This is a genomic window from Bacteroides graminisolvens, assembly GCF_963666085.1.
In the GTDB taxonomy this organism is placed as follows: Bacteria; Bacteroidota; Bacteroidia; order Bacteroidales; family Bacteroidaceae; genus Bacteroides; species Bacteroides graminisolvens.
The window spans coordinates 2,741,397-2,760,646 of the sequence record NZ_OY762556.1; the positions used below are offsets into that span (position 1 = coordinate 2,741,397).

Sequence of the window (19,250 nt, forward strand, 5' to 3'; positions counted from 1 at the left end):
TAGTGATTCGGTGCAATAATTACATTATTGTGTTTATCTGTATAGTCAATTTAATGCTTTATGTTCTATTTATATGTTATTTTGATTGTTGATATTAATTTTATTGTTTTAAATTGGTATTAAATAAAAATAAAAACTACCTTTGCGATATTACGATAACACAAATAAAAATATATATTATATGGCAATGCTTCGAACATGCCCGATGTGCGAACAAGACTGTGAAGCAAAACGGGAACTTGATTTTCTTATGGAGATAGGAAACGAGCTATCCAAAAGCACGGTAGATTTAAACGGCATCATTAAACAGTTAAAAAGACAGTTAAATGCTACGTGCGTTATTCTCACCTTATTGAACCGTAATACAAACAAACTATTTGTGGAAGAGTCATTCGGCCCTTTTGATCAGGATTTTAGCAAGCTGACTTATGAGTTGGGTGAAGGTATCATTGGCTATGTGGTGCAAACCGGAGAACCTAAGGTTATACGGAGCATTTCCGAGTCAAAAGAGTTTTTAAACAAGTTACATTTTCCCTTGAAAGCCAATAATCGGGATATATCTTTTATTTGCATTCCCGTGAGGGAAAAAGGAAAAGTCATTGGAACACTCAGTGCACATAAAGTCTATTTTGGAGCACCCGATTTTAAAAACAATGTGCAACTTCTTACTATAGTGAGTTCCATGATTGCCCGTACAGCTCGTAGACGTTACGAAACTCGTGAAGAAATTGAATCACTTAAAAAAGAAAACAACAAGCTCCGCCAAGTAATTACCGATCAATCGTTTCCTAATATAGAAGGCAATTCAGGAAAGCTTAAAGAAGTTTTTTCGTTGATACAAAGTGTGTCGTCCACTTCAACAACTGTTTTATTACGCGGTGAGAGTGGTGTTGGAAAAGAACTCGTTGCAGATGCCATTCATTACAACAGCACTCGTAAAACAAAGGCTTATATTAAAGTCAATTGTGCCGCTTTGCCAGAAAGTCTCATTGAAAGCGAACTCTTCGGTCATGAGAAAGGAGCCTTTACAGGTGCTGATTCCCAACGTGTAGGGCGTTTTGAAGCGGCTAACGGAGGTACCATTTTCTTAGATGAATTTGGAGACATCCCTGCCAATGTTCAGGTTAAGCTATTACGAGTTATTCAACAGAGGGAAATTGAACGTTTAGGAAGTACTAAACCTATCAAGATTGATGTGCGAATTATCTGTGCAACTAATAAAAATCTTGAAAAAATGATAGAAGAAGGTCATTTTCGTGAAGATTTATACTACAGAATCAATGTATTTCCCGTTTATATACCACCTTTGCGTGAGCGTTTGCATGATATACCGGCTCTGGCGGATCATTTCATTGCTCGTTTTAATGAGAAGAATAGCCGAAATATTAAGCGTATTACGGCCTCGGCCATTGATTGCTTAATGGTTTATCACTGGCCTGGCAACATTCGCGAGTTGGAAAATTGCATAGAAAGGGCTTGTATATTGAGTACGGATGATGTGATTCATACCTATAATTTGCCTCCTACATTGCAAAACGCTGTATCAAGTGAAACAAAATCAAACGGTACGTTAGATACCATTTTAGGTAAGATAGAGAAGCAGGTTATTCAAGACACACTGCTGGCTACCGGGGGTAACTTGGTGAAAGCTGCCGCTCAATTGGGAATTACGGAAAGAATTATGGGTCTTCGCATACGTAGGTATGCAATTGATCCCAAACGATTTAAATACAATAACAACAATGGAAATCAAGATTGAACAACCAGATTTGGAATTATGTGATTTTACTAATCCACAGCATTGTGCTGCCTTATGTGATTTGATTAATGAGTACATCACTCATCCTATGGGAGGAGGTGAACCGTTATCTGATTCACAAAAACTCCGTTTGCTCGACGGATTGGAGTCTCATCCCAAAGCCATCACTTTGTTCGTGCTGAATGATGGAGCAATTGCGGGGATATTGAATGCATTTGTCAATTTTTCAACATTCAAATGCAAGCCGATGATTAATGTACATGATGTTTTTGTGAGTGATGAGTACCGGGGGAAAGGCTTAGGGCGTAAACTTATTCAAGGTATTATTGAGATAGGTAAAAGCTTGTCGTGTGGAAAAATAACGCTAGAAGTAAGAGTTGATAACCCTACAGCTCAGAATCTGTATAAATCGGAAGGATTTGAAGAAGGTAACGATCCTATGTACTTCTGGACCAGGCCTTTATAATTGAATAACTATCAACACAAAATAAATACACGTAATGAAAGAAACTGTAGAATCTATTTGGCAAGAACAGGCAATCACCTTGCTTGCCGAAGCACAAGGCTTCATGAAGCCGTTGGAGCAACATTTAGTTCGCCCCAGTCGTTTTGATAACACTTTGTTATTTAACCTAGTTGTAATGAGTTTTGAGAAGCTGTTTGTAGCTTTATTAGCTCATTATGAAGTAGAGGCTCTTCATCACACTCCTTTGGCATTGTTCAAGGAGGCACGAGACATGGATAAAGGGCTAACTGATGAAATGCGCGAAACTGCACGACTCATTGCTTCGCATGAGTCTATTTGTTCGCTTGATGACAAAGGATATACCACTCCTTCTAACGATGAGTTGATATGGATCATTAAAGGATTGATTGAGATGAAGCGTTACATTGAGTACAAAATCAATACCTGAACGAGTAATACCATCAGTAATTCGGCCAGCCGGTTAACGCGGATGGCCGTTTTCATATCCGCTGTGGTAAGTTCACGTTCATTGTGTCCGATGTAAGGTTTGTGAACCAGCTCTCCGAAATAATGATGTGATCCGCCGAACTGACAATTTAATATGCCTGCCAATGCTGCTTCGGGATATCCGGAGTTGGGACTAGCATGGGCTGCTCCGTATTGTCTTACAAAAGCGTGAAGCGAAAAGCGGCCGCTTACCAATATCATTAAAATGGCAGTGAGCCTGGCAGGAATGTAATTGGCGGCATCATCCATTCGGGCTGCAATCCGTCCAAACGAATTGTATCGTTCATTGCGGTAACCAATCATTGAATCAAGTGTATTGATCATTTTGTAAGCCATCATGCCGGGTACGCCCAACAGTAAGTACCAAAAGAGCGGTGCGATGACTCCGTCGCTTAAATTTTCCGCTAGCGTCTCCAGTGCTGCAGTGCGAACTTCTTGCGCCGTTAACTCCTCCGTATTGCGTCCAACGATGCGGGCAACCTGTTTTCTTCCTTCGTCAAGCGAACGGTCAACAGCCTCAAATACTCCGCGTACTTCGCGAATTAATGTGGTTCCGGCCAAACAAAAGAAAACCAATATGGCACCGGTAATCCATGCTAAATAACCGTTAATAGCTGCGGTAGCAGACATCAGCAGGTACGTGATGCTAAAAATGAGTAATACCAATCCGATGGATAGAATCCCTCCTTTTAGCAAGCGGTGATTTCCATTATTTAATTTCTTTTCTCCCCAGGAGATTAATTTCCCAAAACCCACAACCGGGTGCGGAAGATAAGCCGGATCGCCCCATATTTTATCGGGTAACCATCCGCTGAAGATAACAAAGAGCCCGCCCCAGCAGGTATACATAAATAGATAAAGTCCCGATGCTTCCATCATAATAGATTTAGTTTTTAGTAAGGTAACAGTCAATGGCACTAACCAATGCATTGTTTTGCTCAGGCGTTTGTGCCGCTATACGAATAAAAGAGTCATCTAACCCTTCAAAGTTAGAAGCATTGCGTATCAGCATCCCATGCTCTTTCGCTAAGTAATCCTTTAACGCAGAAGCTTTTCCTATGCGTAATTTGGCTAACAGATAGTGCGTATCAGTAGGCCACACATCAAAACAGCCTGTCTTTTGCAGAAGAGTAGCCAATCGATCTGTTTCCAGCAAATACTCTTCAATGTTCAAGAGGTTATCCGTTTTGTTCAGCAAGTATTTGCCGGCTTCAATGGCCAAAGCGTTGACCGACCACGGCATGCGTTTCATGCGAATTCGTTGCAAGAGAGCCGATGAAGCGGTGACATAGCCCAATCGTAAACCCGGAATAGAAAATCGTTTGGTCAGCGAATGAAGCAAAATCACGTTAGGGAACTCTGCTGCTTCGGAGGCAGATAGTAGGGGTTTCAAGGTAAAATCTTCGTAAGATTGGTCAATAACAAAACAGATATCGCTGTGTTTACTGATTAAAGCAGTCAGTTCTGCTTTATCAAATACCTTGCCCGTAGGATTGTTGGGGTTACATAGCCAAAGCATTTCTAAGCTATTGGGCAGTGCTTGTAACGAATAGAGAGAGGTTACCCGGTGCTGATGCATGCAGCAGGCATCGGCATATTCGCTGAAGGTAGGCATCACAATACCTGAGCGACATCCTGCAAAAGCCTGCGCAACAAGATAGATAGCCTCTGTGGCACCGTTAGTTACACATACCTCCTCTTTTTGCAACCCATACTTTTGCGCCATTAATGCCTCAAGCGTATACGGTTCCGGTTCCGGATACGACGCAATTACCTCCATGTGCTCCGAAAGATGTTGCTTCAGTCCGTGCAAATCAGCCCCATAAAAAGCATTCGAGCTAAAGTTGGCTGTTATTTTTTGTTCGTAAAGATATAAATCGTCTCCGTGTCCGTTAATCATTGCTCTTCATTAATTGATAGATAACATCCATATTCACATGGTTTCTCACATGATCTGCCAATTTATTGTACTGTTCCTCTTTGAACGATGCAAAATCAAATTCTTTGTGTTCCATTTTACCGGCAAAAGGTTTTAGCAGGAAATCAATAAAAGCCCCATTATCGAGTATACCGTGAATGTATGTGCCCATGCAGCGCTCATTCACAAAACAGCCATCTGCTTGTCCGTCGCTGATGCTGTTTAGCGGAATAACCTCAGCTGCTTCGGATGTTACGGTGTTGCCCATGTGAATTTCGTATCCGTGGCATACAACATTCGAGTCGAGAAAATTAAAATCTACCTGACGGGTAATCTTTTCGCCTAGCATGGTAGTGCTTACGGGTAGTAAACCCAATCCAGGAAGCCGGATAATTTCTCCTTCCACTCCTTCCGGATCACAAACCTCCATGCCCATAATTTGGTATCCACCACATATTCCCATAACGGTAGCTCCTTCTCTATAGGCTTTTACAATGGTTTGTGCCACCCCGTTTCGCCTGAGCTCATAGAGATCGGCCAATGTACTTTTTGTTCCCGGAATCAGAATAATATCAGCTTTCTGAAGTTCATCTGTGTTGTTGGTATAAAACAAATGAACTCTGGGGTCACGCTCCAATACGTTGAAATCAGTGAAGTTTGATAAGTGTCGCAGTAATACCACGGCAATGTTCACCTTGCCTGCTTCTGCTTGCCTGTTTTTTGTTTGCAGGGCCACAGAATCTTCTTCTTCAATATAAATATCTTTGTAGTAGGGAACAACACCCACTACGGGTACGTTGCATAGTTTTTCAAGCATTTCGACACCCGACTGAAAAAGTCGTATATCTCCTCTGAATTTATTAATGAGTATACCTTTTATCAGTTTCCGTTCCTCTTCATTAAGCAACATGATGGAGCCGTAAACACTGGCAAACACCCCTCCACGGTCAATGTCGGCTACTAGTATTACATTTGCCTGAGCATGACGGGCCATGGGCAGATTCACCAAGTCACTATCACGCAGGTTGATTTCAGATATACTCCCCGCTCCTTCCATTACGATGGGATTATATGCTTGCGCCAAGCGATCGAACGCATCGCAAACTTCTTTTCGCAGTTCTTCTCGTCCTTCTTTTCGAAAATATTCATAGGCACTGCGATTACCAATGGGTTTGCCATGAAGCACTATCTGCGAGGTGTGATCCGACGATGGCTTCAGTAACAAAGGGTTCATGTCGGTATGACAAGCAATACCCGCTGCCTCGGCTTGTACGGCTTGTGCACGACCAATTTCCAGTCCGGCAGGCGTTACATACGAGTTGAGTGCCATGTTTTGCGCTTTGAAAGGTGCCGGATGGTAGCCGTCTTGCAAAAATATGCGGCAAAAAGCGGCAGCAATGATACTCTTTCCTACGTCACTGCCCGTACCGGCAAACATCAAAGGTTTTAGTGATTCGTTGTTACTCATCTGTTCTTATTTCGTCTTTATGGAGCAACAAAGTTAGAAAAAAACAAGGTAACAGTTCTAAATACTTGCTAAAAAACATTTTTAGAGTTATGTTGTGCAAAACATAAATTGCTGTTTTTGTGTTATATAACCAGTTTTTTAATTTTAAAGTAATTAGATGTTATGTCATTAATAGAAGATTTACAGTGGCGCTATGCCACAAAGAAATTCGATTCAACCAAAAAAGTTTCTCAATCAGATATAGATAAATTGGTAGAAGCAGCTCGTTTGGCGCCTACCTCATCCGGACTTCAGCCTTTTCGTGTGTTGGTAGTCAGCAATCAGGAGTTGAAAGACAAAATGGTGCCTATTGCTATGAACCAACAACAAGTGGCCGACTGCTCTCATGTCCTGGTGTTTGCGGCATGGAACAGGTATTCTGCCGAACGTATTGATTCCATTTACGACTTCACGACAGAAGAAAGAGGATTGGCAAAAGGTTTCTTCGGTGCGTACACTGATAAGCTAAAGTCTATTTATCTGCCACAAGAGGAAAAGGAAAACTTTGAACATATTGCCCGCCAAACATATATTGCTTTGGCTTTGGTTATGGCGCAGGCTGCCGAGTTGAAGATTGATTCTACTCCTATGGAAGGGTTTTATAACGATCAGCTCGACGAGTTGCTAAACCTTTCTTCCCTCGGATTGAAAAGTGTAAGCATCTTGCCCGTAGGTTACCGTGATGCTTCGGCTGATTGGTTGGTTAATATGAAGAAAGTTCGTTTGCCCAAGGAAGAATTTGCTATTGAAATAAAGTAACTAAGGTATACATTCTTCAATTTTATAAAAATAAAGGCTGCCCCTGCAATAGCAAGAGGCAGCCTTTATTTTTTGTAAAACGATCCAAAGTTAGGTCTTTGGTTTAAAGCAAAAAAAATGGCTACCCATCACGGGCAACCAATCTTTGTTAACCTTAAATCTAATACTATGAAAAACACAGTACAAAGTTACGTGTTGAGATCTTATTTGCAAATTATGCAGGATAAAAATATTGCTTTATAACATGGTTTAATATTTTAGGTGTTTCGTTAACGTTTAAGGGAATATTATTGTTGCTTATCTAAATCAATTGTGTAATCAAAATGTTCTACTAGATAGTGATGATGAGTTACAAATACAATCGTAATTTCATTTTTTAATTTCAGTAGGCAGGCAATTATGATACGTTCATTTTCAGCATCTAGTGACGATGTAGCTTCATCAAGAAGTAGTAATTTGGGTTTTCTAAGTATGGCTCTTGCAAGGGCCATACGTTGTCTTTCACCTCCAGAAAAATAAAACTGATAATTGGCAATAAAAGTATCTAACCCTTCATTTTGCTTCATCACTAAATCATAGGCATTTACTTGCTTTAAAACTGCCATGATTTCGTCATCATCTAAATTATGTGTTGAATCCCATACCAAATTCTCTCTGATAGTACCATCAATAAAAAAAGAATCTTGCGGTAGATATCCTATTCCTTCTCTCCAAGAAACTTGTCTAGACTCTGTAAGCGTACGACCATCGATTTTTATTTCTCCCTTGTCTGGACTTTGCAATCCGGTCAATAAATCAATAAAAGTTGTTTTTCCTGTTCCCGAAGCGCCTAAAATGCCAGTTAATTTATAAGCCGGTATTTTAGTATTAAAGTTAATAAATAGAGGCTCTTTGTAGCCAAAGCATAGATCAATGATTGCTATTTCTTTATTTAACTCTATATCTTCTGATCTTTCAAAGAGCATACTATTGATATGTCTTGTTGTTAAATCTTTATCAAGACTAAGTACCATTTTTACGGAAGCCACATTAGCATACAACATATTTACATCATTATTGATGCTTATGAACTGAGGGAATATTCTACTAAATAACAAAATAATAATTAAAAGCATTGTAAATGGTAATTCTACATAGTTATATGCAAAGTACACTACACAAATAAGAGATAAAATTCCACTGAACATAAACCATAAATTGGAAGCTGCCTTATTATAAATTTGCTTTTTTTGGAATATAAGCATTTGTTGGTTTGATTCATCAAATTTATTAATGTAAAAGGCCTCCGATTGATGTACCTTTGCCATTTTTACAGTAGTCCAAAAATCATCTATCCGTTTAAGCATACTTCTGAATGCCATAATATTGGCACTACCCAATTTTTTTGCTTGATTAAGATATCCTCTTAATATAAAAATGGTAAAAAGTCCCAGCATCACAACAAATGAGGTAAACTGAATGGATATGGTAAGAGCAATGACTAAATGAGCTATAATGAATAAAGATTTGATAGCTAGGCTTAAATAAAAGTAATAATAGGTACTCATTTTAGGAATTTCAGTTGTGAGGATTTGTATATGACTGTGTTTGCTCCTACTATTGATAAATTGCCATTGACAGTTTATTATTTTTCTGAAAAGGTTTTGACGTACTTCATAAGAAAAACTTTGCTGGTAGGTACTTTGTGTTACTGACTGGTAGTAATTAAGTATAGCTACAAATATTAATATTAAAGCGAAAAAAATCAGTATATTCACCATGTTAAGGCTTATACCCAAATGGTGCATAGTTGAGTTTAGCAAGGACACCCACTTATTATCTATTTTATCAGCAGATTGAGGTTCGATGAAAGTTAATAATGGTATTAATAACACAAGAGATATACCTTGAAATAGAGATTGTACGATGGTTATAAAAAAGACTGTTAATAATTTAATCGGATTATGATTAAAGAATAACGCGAAACTTCTTAAGATAAAGTGTTTATTTAACATGTAAAATCCTCCTTTTGAAAAAGCTGTATGGGCGATATATATAATACATAGCTGCTGTTGAAAAATCCCTATCAAGGATATCATTTTGCCTTATAAATAAGTTACAGATACGCCTTATTTTATATGATATATTAGGAAAAAGAGAAGCCACATAAACAGCGTTTCTCCAAATCTCTGATACATTAAGTGTGGTAATATCCTTTTTATTTATAAACGTCTGAGGATATGAAATTAAGATATTAGAAATGCTACCTTTTGGAGCAAAAGAAATTTCTTTTCCAAAGTATTTTAGTAGTAATTTGTTTGTTTGCATTACTATTTTTTCGGCGTGTAACTGATGCACTAACTGCATAAATAAACTTGTGTTAATGTTCTCCATTGGATATTCGTTAATATCCACAAGCCATTTTAAACGACTCCAACCATGTTTTGCTCCATGAATCATCAGATATAATAATTCAAGTTCATTGCTTAATACGACAAAATTTCTGTCTGCAAAATATATATTTGTTTGATTACTTACTACGATAGCGGCCAGTTTTTCTTGCTTAATAGGAACTTCGTTTAGTATTGTCCAGTGCAGCTCAACACAGAAATGTAAGCTTTTGCTATACAGGGACGTATGATGAAGACATTTTCTTAATAATCTTCGTCGCATGTCTTGTTTGGGCCATTCCATTCCGTCGCTTATGGTAAAACCTGCTTCTTTTAACAATTCTATTATAAAATCAAGTTCATCAAAGTTAATAACTAAATCTATATCATGAGAAAAACGTACTGCTGCATCACCATAAAGTTTGTATGATAATAGTGGCCCTTTAATACACATAAACGAAATTTTATTTTCACGGAGTAAATCTGTAACATACAGAAAATTCTTCACTGAAACCAGTAAGCTCATTTTTTCTTGCAAATATAGGGATCCACTATTTACTTTAAACCATTTATCAATTTGTTGATGGCTTAAGCGATGCCTTTCAGAGAGTATTTGGCGAGTATAATCCATTAGTATTAGGAGGATTAGTTAATATTAGGCAAATATATTATTATTAATTATTACTTCGTATGAATACTAAATAAAAAATGAGCATACAATCAACCTTTATGGTTGCTATTTTTAAAAACGCCAACAACAAGTAAGAACGTTAATTATGATTAAATAGCAAAACAAATACCCTTTCTTTATCTGCATTTATTTAAAATTATATGATTTTTGCTATTGTTATTTGCGACATATCAAAGTGTCGCTATTATTCATCTTAAATTCTATTTCTTATGGATTCATCATTTATTGGAGAAATTAGGGCGTTTCCCTACACTTTTGTGCCGCAAGGTTGGGTAGAATGCAATGGTCAAGAATTGCCAGTTGGTCAGTATCCGGCGTTGTATTCAATCATTGGAATTCGTTACGGTGGAACTCCTAATGTCAAGTTTAATGTTCCTAACTTTCAAAGAGCTGCTTTGGTTGGGGTTGGAAGTGTACCCGGCGACACTGTCAATTATGCTTTGGGTAATTATCGTTATGGAGCTGAGTCAGTGACGTTAACTACACCTAACTTACCGTCTCACAACCACGGTTTTATTGGAAAAGCAGGCGCAGACGCTTCGAGAACAGCAGCAGCTGGAACTGATAATCAATCGTATCTCTCAAACATCACTTATCAAAGGCCCGGAGTAGATATTAAGCCACAATTAGCTACTGCATATCTTGATACGTCAACTAATCCTGTATCTCTTCATGCAAATACAATCACTCCAAGTAACGGAAATTACAACGGAAATTTACCTCATGAGAATCGCTCACCATTCCTGGCAATTCGCTATTGCATTTGCGCTGATGGTGAAAGTTATCCTGTAAGACCTTAATTAAAAAATAATAATATGGACAATTATTTAGGTGAAATTAGAACATTCGCTTTCGGAATAGTCCCGAGAGGATGGCATTTGTGTGATGGAACACTGCTTAATATACAGCAAAATGCAGCATTATATAGTTTAATAGGTCCCACTTTTGGCGGCGATGGTAGGGCAACTTTTGCATTGCCGGATTTAAGAGGAAGAACCATTGTTGCAAGTGATTATACTCCCAATTACGTACAGGGCACATCGGGAGGAAGTGAATCTGTGAAGTTGACAAATGCTCAAACCAATCACACTCACTATATGCAGGTTGAAAATGCTCCTGGTAATACGGTAATTCCTACCAATATATTAGCAATACCCGATGTGGCTGCTATTCAGTCTGAAGTAATAAACATCTATTCCACGCCGATTTCGGTTCCAAGTGTTTCTTTAAATGCTGCAACGATTGCTATGGAGGGCAGTGATGGTGGGCATAATAATATGCAGCCGTTTTTAGTTTTAAATTATTGTATAGCAATTTCTGGAGTCTATCCTCCCAGACCATATTAACGATAACCATTTAAAATAAATATTATGGATGCATATATAGGCGAAATACGTACCTTTTCAGGTAACTATGCCCCAGAAGGATGGCATATATGTGATGGAACACAGCTTACTATTCAAGGAAATGAAATGTTGTACAGTTTAATAGGTACTACTTTTGGTGGTGATGGCAGAACCCAATTTGGGTTACCCGATTTAAGAGGGCGCATGGCGATCTCTCAAGGAACTGGTACCGCTTTGACTGACCGTACCTTGGGCCAGTCTGGTGGTAACGAGAGTGTACAACTTGTTACTCCCGATATGCCAGTACACAATCATCTGGTGAAGGTTGATACTGCAGATGGCTCTGTTGCAACGCCTTCTACAGGTACTTTTTTGGGAAAGATGATTTCTCCGGAAGCCACCGTGTTGGGATACCTACCGGGTTCAAGTATTACTCCCAGAAGTATAGAATTAGATAATACTAGTACTATTGCCACTACTGGAGGTAATGTACCTCATAATAACATTATGCCTTCTATGGCTATTACCTACATTATTTGTACAACTCAGGGAATCTATCCAACTCCAGGTTAGTTATGCGTATAGGAATCATATCAGATGCTGAATCTTTTATGCCATTGGCAGGAGCACTTGTTTCACAAAAAATACAGGTGCTCCTGTTTTACTCTCCCAATGCGGACACATACATCAATCAAAAAGTTGATACTTTTGCTAAACAGTTTCGTTTGCCCGTGACTACTGAGAGTAATAAAGATACGGATATATATAATTGGCTATGGCAAAATAAATTAGAGGTTTGTTTTATTATAGGATATAATAGATTGCTTGTTTTAGATAAACTGAACGGTCTTTCCACCAAGTTATTTAATATTCACTTCGGCTCTCTTCCTTCCTTTAGAGGTCCTAGCCCTCTGTTCTGGCAGTTGAAAAAGGGAGGTGATCAGTTAGGATTATGTATACATCAACTGAATGATAAATTTGATAGCGGTGCTATCTATTGGATGAAAGAGATACCCAATCTTCCACATTATAACTTTAAGTTTGTTTCATACATTTTTAGTCAACTATGTGTTGAGGGTGCATTCTTTATTCTTCAATGTCTTTTTAATAACATTCCTTTGGTTGAGATAAAAAGAGAGGGACAAATCTCAGCTTATCAAAAACGTCCTACTTTGGCAGATGTATCAATCGATTGGAATCAGATGACAGCAAGTGAAATTTGTCATTTGATAAAAGCCTGTAATCCATGGAATAAAGGAGCCATTACTTTTTGGAAGAAGCAAGAAATAAAATTGATGGATGCCAGAGTTATAGGAAGCGGAGATGAGCAGCCCGGCATCATTATTTCCACAGATGATAAACTACAAATAGTCTCTGCTGACAAAAAAGTCTTAGAAGTCAGTATGCTTTTTTATATGGATTCATATCGGTCTGCATATCAATTAAAGGAATTAGGCTTTGCTTCGGGGGATGCTTTTGAGTCTCACTTGTCGTTTATGTAGCTTTTTATGCAGCATAACCACTTTTTTTAGCAGGATAACCTTGCTTTTCTAAATATAATTTATACTTTTACTGCGATTTATAACTTTAAAAACAAATAAAGCTATGGAAGAAAAATTAGAAGAAAAAAAAGAGTGGATTACACCAGAAATTATCGATTTGGATGTGGAGAAGACTAGTAAGATTTTTCACACTCAAGATGTAAGTAGTGCAGGACCTAGCTAGTAAGCGATCTCTGTTAAACTTATTTTTTATTTTGAACTTATTAAAAAATGGAATTAAAGGCTCCGATCAACAATGTTACTATTCGTGTGGTTACTAGTTCACCTAGCTTGAAGGAGCCACCAATTTGCCAAAAGCGTATATGGTGTGCGAATGAAAATGAACTAACGCTGCAAATAGAGCATATTGCTTCCTATAAAATTCAGGATGGTACCAAAGTTGATGTATATCCGCATCCGGATTCGGATGCGGATTCCATTCAATTGTTTTTAAATGGTTCTGTATTAGGGAGCGTTCTGCATCAAAGAAAAATTTTGCCATTTCATGGCAGTTCTTTTTTCTATAAAAATAAAGGGGTATTGATTAGTGGAAATTCTGGTGCCGGTAAATCATCGGTAGTGGCTGCTTTTTGCAGTAAAGAAGGTCTCTTTGTTAATGATGACATAACACCTGTCTATTTTAATAATGGTAATGTATCAATAATGCCAATTAAAACGAGAATAAAGTTGTGGGATGATGCAATAAATTTGCTTGGAATAGATAGAAATGCCCTGAAAACAATCAGACCCTTAATGGAAAAATATTATGTATCTGAATTTGCTAAACAAGAGGTGATTAACCCCATATTAAACACTTTTATTCTTCTTCGCGTACATCACGAAAGCCAGTTTCAACAGGAAAGACCAGAAGGAATTCAAAAATTCAACTATTTGCGTGAAAATATATATCGGAAGATATATCTCAAAGGTATGCCTGAAACTGAAAAGTATTATTTTACTCAACTAATTAAAATGGCAAATATATTGGATGTTGTTGTCGTTTATCGTCCAAAGTTTAGTAATGCTATTGAAACTATGGAATATATCCGCGAACACGTTCTACTATGAAAAATATAGTATGGCTGGCCTCTTATCCTAAATCCGGTAATACTTGGTTTCGTATGTTTCTCGCGAACTATTTGGCTAATACACAAACTCCGTTGCCTTTTACAGATATTACTGACGCTTCAATAGCGAGTAGTGCCGTTGACTTTGAGGAGCAAATAGGCTTAAACCCTTTTGAACTGACTCCGGACGAAGTTGATTTATATCGTCCTGAATTATATTATATCTTATCAGAGGAATATGCTGAATCTGTACAATACAAAAAGGTGCACGATGCTTATACATATAATAATGATAGGGTATCGATATTTTCTTCTGAGGTAACGAGGGCAGCTGTTTATTTTGTGAGAAACCCTTTAGATGTCTGTGTATCCTATGCCAATCATTCCGCTTCTAATATAGCGAAAACAGTCGAGTTTATTCAAAATAAAATAGCAACAACTGCTGGACATAGAACGGGACAATTAAGACAGATTCTATTATCATGGCAGGAACATTATTTTAGCTGGAGTAAACAAAAAGAATTTCCTGTTTATATTGTTCGGTATGAAGATATGAAGCGAGCGCCCATGGAAGCTTTTGGAGGTATTATTCACTTTCTAGGTTTGGAATATGAAGAAGAAAGACTGTATCGTGCTATTATCAACAGTGATTTTAAGTTGCTTCAGCAAATGGAGAAAGAAGGTGGATTTAAAGAAAAAACACAAAAATGTGAACGTTTTTTCTGGAAAGGCACCATCGGTAATTATAAAAACCACCTTTCTGAAGAACAGATACAGAATATTATCAATGCTAACTTTCAGGCTATGCTTGAGCTCGGTTACATTGATGCAAATGGGAAATTAACTTTATAGATAATATTATATGGAAAAGTATTATAGAAATCAAAATATCATTGATGGGGAATTAGATAACTATCAGGTCATGATGCATCTTGAAAAAGGCAAATATTTCGGTTTAAACCCAATTGGTAAAAGAATATGGGAATTATTGGTTATCCCTCATTCTTTTCAGGAAATAACGGATGTTTTATTGTCTGAATACAATGTGAGTACTGATGTGTGTATAAAAGAGGTAAAAGCCTTTATGGAGAAGGCAACTCAATGGGGAGTAATAGAGAAAAGTGAAGTACCTTTATAAATTTGCTCGAATCAGCTTTATGGAGAAGCTTTTCTTACTAGAAGCAATATATTATCTCCTTTATTTTAAGACATATCTTTGCTTTCGTTCCTTTCACTCCTGCGTAAAAAAAATAAAAATACGAGATATAGAAATGAAGCCTGATATAGAACTTCTCAAAAGAATTAAAGTAGCTGTCAGAAGAGGAAATAAATTAGCTATTTGGAATAATAAATGCTTGGTATGTTCGCTAGCTGCCCGAAAAATGCTTGAAAAAAGAAGTATCAGCTCTACTCTCCATTTAGGTGTGCGTTACGCTAACGAACATAAGATGGAAGCTCACGCTTGGCTAACTGTGGGGGACTTTTATATGACTCCCAATACGGATAACTCATTCAAATTCAAAGAAATTCATCAATTATAAACACGTTCAAGCATGGGATTTATTTTTGGGATTATCAACGTTGATAAGACACTTGTTAAAGAGAAAGATGTATACACACTTGGTAATGCAGTAAAATGGGATGGTTTTGCTGAAAAAATAGTGATGGGTGATACTTACGGAGTTGGTTATTGTTGGAATACATCTAGAAATCCTAAAGCGGGTATTTATCAAAATGAAAATTTAACAGTGGTATGCGATGCCCGCATTTATAATCAAGAAGAGTTATTAGCCCAAGGAATTAATTGCGCGAATCCTGAGACCATGTTTGCAAATGCATATCAGAAGTGGGGCGAACGATGTGCCGACAGATTTAATGGAGATTTTTCAGTGGTTATTATTGATCACCAACAACGAAAAGTCGTTTTATTTCGCGACCACATTGGGGTTCGTCCTTTGTGCTATGCAATGTCTGGACAAAAACTTATATTTGCCTCGCACGAGTTTGGTATTGGAAAATCACGACTTATACCAAATAAATTTTCAGAGAAATATTTTCTAAAGGATGTTTCATCTTTCTTCAATAAAGACTACAGACTGACATTTTTTAGAGCTATTCGTAAGGTTATACCAGGAAGTGTTCTATCTGTTACATCTACATCCATTCAAGTTGATATGTATTGGCGTCCGAGAATAAAGAAAAATAAGAAATTAGCTTTGACAAGTACGGTTGAACAATTACGTGAGCATTTGATAAAGGCTACTATAAGACGTATGGAACCCGGAATAATCGGTACACACCTAAGTGGAGGTCTTGATTCGTCTGGCGTAGCTGCAATATTGGCTGATAATATAGATAACAAAAACAGATTAATTGCTTATTCATGGTCTCCGGATGAAGGTGACATAGAAGTTGGGGGTACTAATGAGAAGGGAATGATTGATGATTTTGTTGAGAAAAAAAAAGTTAATATTCGTTATTCTTCTGTTACCGAATCAGTATCCTCTTCTTCTTTCTTTAGTGAACCTGAGTTTGAGAGAATGAATATTGAATTGCCTACTATGAAAATGGCGCAGAAAGATAATATATCAGTTTTATTTAGCGGATGGGGCGGTGATGAGTTTGTTTCGCTAAGTTTGCGGGGAGCTATCAATCATATTGTGTTACGATTTAAGTTGCTAGACCTTTATCGTTGGATTAGATATTTTGGTATAAAAAGTACGCTGTATAGAGTTTGGAACGAGGTTATGCCATTAATACTTCCTTCTTTCTTATGTGACAAGAGAATAAGGCAAGCTAAATTAGTACGTTTTTTTAGTGCTTTTTTTGTGGTAAGGCATATTCCCTCCTTTTTCTTAAACTATAAAAAATGTATTTTCGGCTGGGGTAACAGAACCGGTTTTATGCTTCGGCTTTTACGTAATTATCATCTTCCGGAACGTATGGATTCTTGGACGTTGTACGGCGAAAGATACGGGATTGAATATAAATATCCTCTGCTAGATAAAGAATTGTTGGAATTTTGGTTTACTGTACCAGTGAAATATACCTATCAAACAATGATTCCCAGGTATTTATACCGTGAGGCAATGAACGGAATTTTACCGGATATGATTCGTACGAGATCTAATAAACATGAAGATTTTTTGGCTAATCGTAATAAATTAAGAAGAAAAGAGTTTATTCAAGAAATGGTTCAAATGAATAGTACATTGAATATCAATACTAGTTTTGACTTTATTAAAAGTGATGTAATAAAAGATATACTGGAACAATGGGAGCTATCTGAGAGGGATCAGCTATTTACTTATGCTAGTATCAGCCAACTCTTCAGATACCATGCCCTATACCAAAAGTACATTTCTCCGCAACCGCAACCCGAGAAGTCAGATGACGCCGAGCAGAAAGTTTAATACTTTCTCTGACGATTCTTCTTGTGTTTCTTGAGTTGTATTTACATGAAGCGTAGGCTTTAAGGGTGCCTCATAAGGAGCATCTATACCGGTTAATCCTTTAAAAGCTCCTGCTGCATGTTTGGCATACAATCCTTTGGGATCTCGTTGCATGCAACTTTCAATGTCAGCATCAACATATACTTCTGTGTAGTAGGATCCTATGACGTGGGCTGCTTCTTCCCTATCCTTTTGGTACGGAGAAATGAAAGCCGCAATAACAACCAATCCTGCATCGTTCATGAGTTTAGCAACTTCGGCAGCTCTGCGTATGTTTTCACATCGGTCTTCGGGAGAAAATCCTAAATCAGAGTTGAGTCCCTGTCGAAGGTTATCCCCATCTAAGATATACGAAAGAACGCCCCGTTCAAGTAATTTGGCTTCGAGTATCTTGGCAATGGTGGATTTCCCCGAACCACTTAATCCGGTCAACCAAAGAGTTGCCGGTTTATGCCCCAACATTTTTATTCTTTGATCAGTAGTAACGAAGCTAACTTCTTTTGAAAGATTTTGGCCTTTCTGTGCGTTGTTTATTTGCTTCAACTCAATGACACCTCCCCCACTTGTTGCATTTGTATCTCTGCTAATGAGTATGAAAGCCCCCATTTCTTTATTATCTGTGAATGAGTCGCAGATTAAAGGTCGTTGCGATAACAATTCTACTTTACCGATATCATTGAGTGAGAGTTCATCTGCTTTTATATGGGTTAATTCATTGATGTTATATTTGTAGTAAATGGATTTTATACGTACAGGTACACATTGTGCGTTGCATTTAAGCAAATATTCATTGTTGCATTTCATCGGTTCTTCATCCATCCAAACAATGGTGGTGTCGAACTTATTGGTTACCGTTGGAAGATTATCCGGCTTTGCCAATATTGTTCCTCTAGAAATATCAATTTCGTTTTCAATAGTCAGTACTACAGGCATACCCGGAAAGGCCTTACTTCTGTACCCGTCATACGTTTTCAGGTCTTTTATGCGAGTGTGTTTGCCGGAAGGAAGAACTACAATCTCGTCGCCTTCATGCACTACTCCCGATGCAACACTGCCTGCGTATCCTCTGAAGTCAGAATTAGGTCGTATAACGTACTGAACCGGAAAACGCAAGCCGGTCAAATTACTTTCACCTGTCAACTTTACATTCTCTAGAAAACTTAATAAAGGCTCACCTGTATACCATGACATCCGTTCTGCTTTAGTCACCACGTTCTCACCTGTTAGTGCCGAGATGGGTATAAACTCTATGGAGCTAATGGATAATTTAGAAGAAAAATCCAGATACTCTTCACAGATTTGCTGAAATACCGATTTACTGTAATCTACCAAATCCATTTTATTGATTACCACCACAATGTTTTGTATACCCATAATAGTTGCAATCAGACTATGTCTTCTTGTCTGCGCCTGTACTCCATTGCGGGCATCAATTAATATAAGAGCCATTTCGCAATGAGAAGCCCCGGTAGCCATGTTTCGGGTATACTGCTCATGACCGGGGGCGTCGCAGATGATAAAACTCTTTTTTTCTGTAGAGAAGTATCGGTAGGCAACATCTATGGTAATACCTTGCTCCCGTTCAGCTCTCAAACCATCAGTCAACAGCGATAAGTCAATTTCATTTTCTGTGGTATTAAAAACCTTGGAATCCTGGTATATGGATTCTAAGTGATCCCGATATATTAAATGCGAGTCATATAGTAAACGCCCTATCAGAGTCGATTTACCATCGTCAACACTACCGGCTACCAATAAACGGAGCATTTCTTTTTTCTCGTGTCTTTTCAGGTAGGTAGATAAATCTTGCGTAATCAGGTCTTGTTCTCTGACAATATAATCAATCGTTTGTTTATTCATTTGTAACG

General features: G+C 37.8%; 19 protein-coding genes. 13 read left to right on the forward strand and 6 right to left on the reverse strand.

All coding sequences use genetic code 11. From position 1 onward, the window contains the following. Positions 1-181: 181 nt before the first annotated feature. The 3 genes from ACKPCE_RS11660 to ACKPCE_RS11670 are packed head-to-tail and all read left to right on the forward strand — an operon-like array spanning position 182 to position 2,673. A complete protein-coding gene (locus ACKPCE_RS11660; protein ID WP_319505308.1) occupies positions 182-1,759 on the forward strand; it encodes a sigma-54 interaction domain-containing protein in 1,578 nt (525 codons plus the stop codon). Beyond that, positions 1,743-2,225 (forward strand): GNAT family N-acetyltransferase, encoded by a 483-nt coding sequence (locus tag ACKPCE_RS11665; RefSeq protein ID WP_319505309.1) that lies wholly within the window; start codon positions 1,743-1,745, stop codon positions 2,223-2,225. Before ACKPCE_RS11660 ends, ACKPCE_RS11665 begins: the two co-directional genes overlap by 17 nt. A gap of 34 nt (positions 2,226-2,259) precedes the next feature. After that, a complete protein-coding gene (locus tag ACKPCE_RS11670; RefSeq protein ID WP_308765415.1) occupies positions 2,260-2,673 on the forward strand; it encodes a hypothetical protein in 414 nt (137 codons plus the stop codon). Here ACKPCE_RS11670 and cbiB read toward each other — a convergent pair. From cbiB to ACKPCE_RS11685, 3 genes are read right to left on the reverse strand one after another with little or no spacing between them, the layout of a single operon-like run. After that, positions 2,646-3,581, reverse strand: a complete 936-nt coding sequence (gene cbiB / locus ACKPCE_RS11675) for an adenosylcobinamide-phosphate synthase CbiB (protein WP_319505961.1) — start codon at positions 3,579-3,581, stop codon at positions 2,646-2,648. The two genes, ACKPCE_RS11670 and cbiB, sit on opposite strands and share 28 nt — an antisense overlap. 37 nt (positions 3,582-3,618) lie before the next feature. Continuing rightward, positions 3,619-4,632: a threonine-phosphate decarboxylase gene (locus ACKPCE_RS11680; RefSeq protein WP_319505310.1), complete on the reverse strand. Its 1,014-nt coding sequence runs from the start codon at positions 4,630-4,632 to the stop codon at positions 3,619-3,621. Beyond that, positions 4,625-6,118 carry a cobyric acid synthase gene (locus ACKPCE_RS11685; RefSeq protein WP_319505311.1) on the reverse strand — a complete coding sequence of 498 codons (1,494 nt, stop codon included), beginning with the start codon at positions 6,116-6,118 and terminating at the stop codon, positions 4,625-4,627. The genes ACKPCE_RS11680 and ACKPCE_RS11685 overlap by 8 nt, the downstream gene beginning before the upstream one ends. 162 nt (positions 6,119-6,280) lie before the next feature. Here ACKPCE_RS11685 and ACKPCE_RS11690 point away from each other — a divergent pair, with 162 nt between their 5' ends. Continuing rightward, complete coding sequence (locus ACKPCE_RS11690; RefSeq protein WP_319505312.1) at positions 6,281-6,916, forward strand: NAD(P)H-dependent oxidoreductase; 636 nt, start codon at positions 6,281-6,283, stop codon at positions 6,914-6,916. A 287-nt stretch (positions 6,917-7,203) separates the two neighbouring features. Here the strand turns inward: ACKPCE_RS11690 and ACKPCE_RS11695 are convergent, their stop codons facing one another. Together ACKPCE_RS11695 and ACKPCE_RS11700 are read right to left on the reverse strand one after the other, a co-directional pair. After that, positions 7,204-8,910, reverse strand: coding sequence for an ATP-binding cassette domain-containing protein (locus tag ACKPCE_RS11695; RefSeq protein WP_319505313.1), 1,707 nt, complete (start codon positions 8,908-8,910; stop codon positions 7,204-7,206). Further along, positions 8,900-9,916, reverse strand: coding sequence for a nucleotidyltransferase family protein (locus ACKPCE_RS11700; protein WP_319505314.1), 1,017 nt, complete (start codon positions 9,914-9,916; stop codon positions 8,900-8,902). Before ACKPCE_RS11700 ends, ACKPCE_RS11695 begins: the two co-directional genes overlap by 11 nt. A gap of 269 nt (positions 9,917-10,185) precedes the next feature. Here ACKPCE_RS11700 and ACKPCE_RS11705 point away from each other — a divergent pair, with 269 nt between their 5' ends. From ACKPCE_RS11705 to ACKPCE_RS11745, 9 genes are all read left to right on the forward strand, one after another. Further along, positions 10,186-10,776, forward strand: a complete 591-nt coding sequence (locus tag ACKPCE_RS11705; protein WP_319505315.1) for a phage tail protein — start codon at positions 10,186-10,188, stop codon at positions 10,774-10,776. 15 nt (positions 10,777-10,791) lie between these two features. After that, a complete protein-coding gene (locus ACKPCE_RS11710; RefSeq protein ID WP_319505316.1) occupies positions 10,792-11,322 on the forward strand; it encodes a phage tail protein in 531 nt (176 codons plus the stop codon). A 24-nt stretch (positions 11,323-11,346) separates the two neighbouring features. Further along, the gene (locus ACKPCE_RS11715) at positions 11,347-11,895 is read left to right on the forward strand and encodes a phage tail protein (protein WP_319505317.1); all 549 of its coding nucleotides are present in this window, start codon (positions 11,347-11,349) and stop codon (positions 11,893-11,895) included. A gap of 38 nt (positions 11,896-11,933) precedes the next feature. Continuing rightward, positions 11,934-12,824 (forward strand): formyltransferase family protein, encoded by an 891-nt coding sequence (locus tag ACKPCE_RS11720; RefSeq protein WP_319505318.1) that lies wholly within the window; start codon positions 11,934-11,936, stop codon positions 12,822-12,824. 270 nt (positions 12,825-13,094) lie between these two features. Further along, positions 13,095-13,931, forward strand: a complete 837-nt coding sequence (locus tag ACKPCE_RS11725; RefSeq protein ID WP_319505319.1) for a hypothetical protein — start codon at positions 13,095-13,097, stop codon at positions 13,929-13,931. Beyond that, positions 13,928-14,782, forward strand: a complete 855-nt coding sequence (locus ACKPCE_RS11730) for a sulfotransferase domain-containing protein (RefSeq protein ID WP_319505320.1) — start codon at positions 13,928-13,930, stop codon at positions 14,780-14,782. Before ACKPCE_RS11725 ends, ACKPCE_RS11730 begins: the two co-directional genes overlap by 4 nt. A 10-nt stretch (positions 14,783-14,792) precedes the next feature. Next, positions 14,793-15,068, forward strand: a complete 276-nt coding sequence (locus tag ACKPCE_RS11735) for a PqqD family protein (protein ID WP_319505321.1) — start codon at positions 14,793-14,795, stop codon at positions 15,066-15,068. A 19-nt stretch (positions 15,069-15,087) separates the two neighbouring features. Further along, entirely contained in the window at positions 15,088-15,471 is a 384-nt protein-coding gene (locus ACKPCE_RS11740) for a lasso peptide biosynthesis B2 protein (protein ID WP_319505322.1), read from the forward strand. Between the two features lie 12 nt (positions 15,472-15,483). Next, on the forward strand, positions 15,484-17,343 hold the full coding sequence (locus ACKPCE_RS11745; RefSeq protein WP_319505323.1) for an asparagine synthase-related protein: 1,860 nt from the start codon (positions 15,484-15,486) through the stop codon (positions 17,341-17,343). On the opposite strand, the gene cysN is transcribed toward ACKPCE_RS11745, so the two are convergent. Then, entirely contained in the window at positions 17,317-19,242 is a 1,926-nt protein-coding gene (gene cysN, locus ACKPCE_RS11750; RefSeq protein ID WP_319505324.1) for a sulfate adenylyltransferase subunit CysN, read from the reverse strand. The genes ACKPCE_RS11745 and cysN overlap by 27 nt on opposite strands. Between the last annotated feature and the right edge of the window lie 8 nt (positions 19,243-19,250).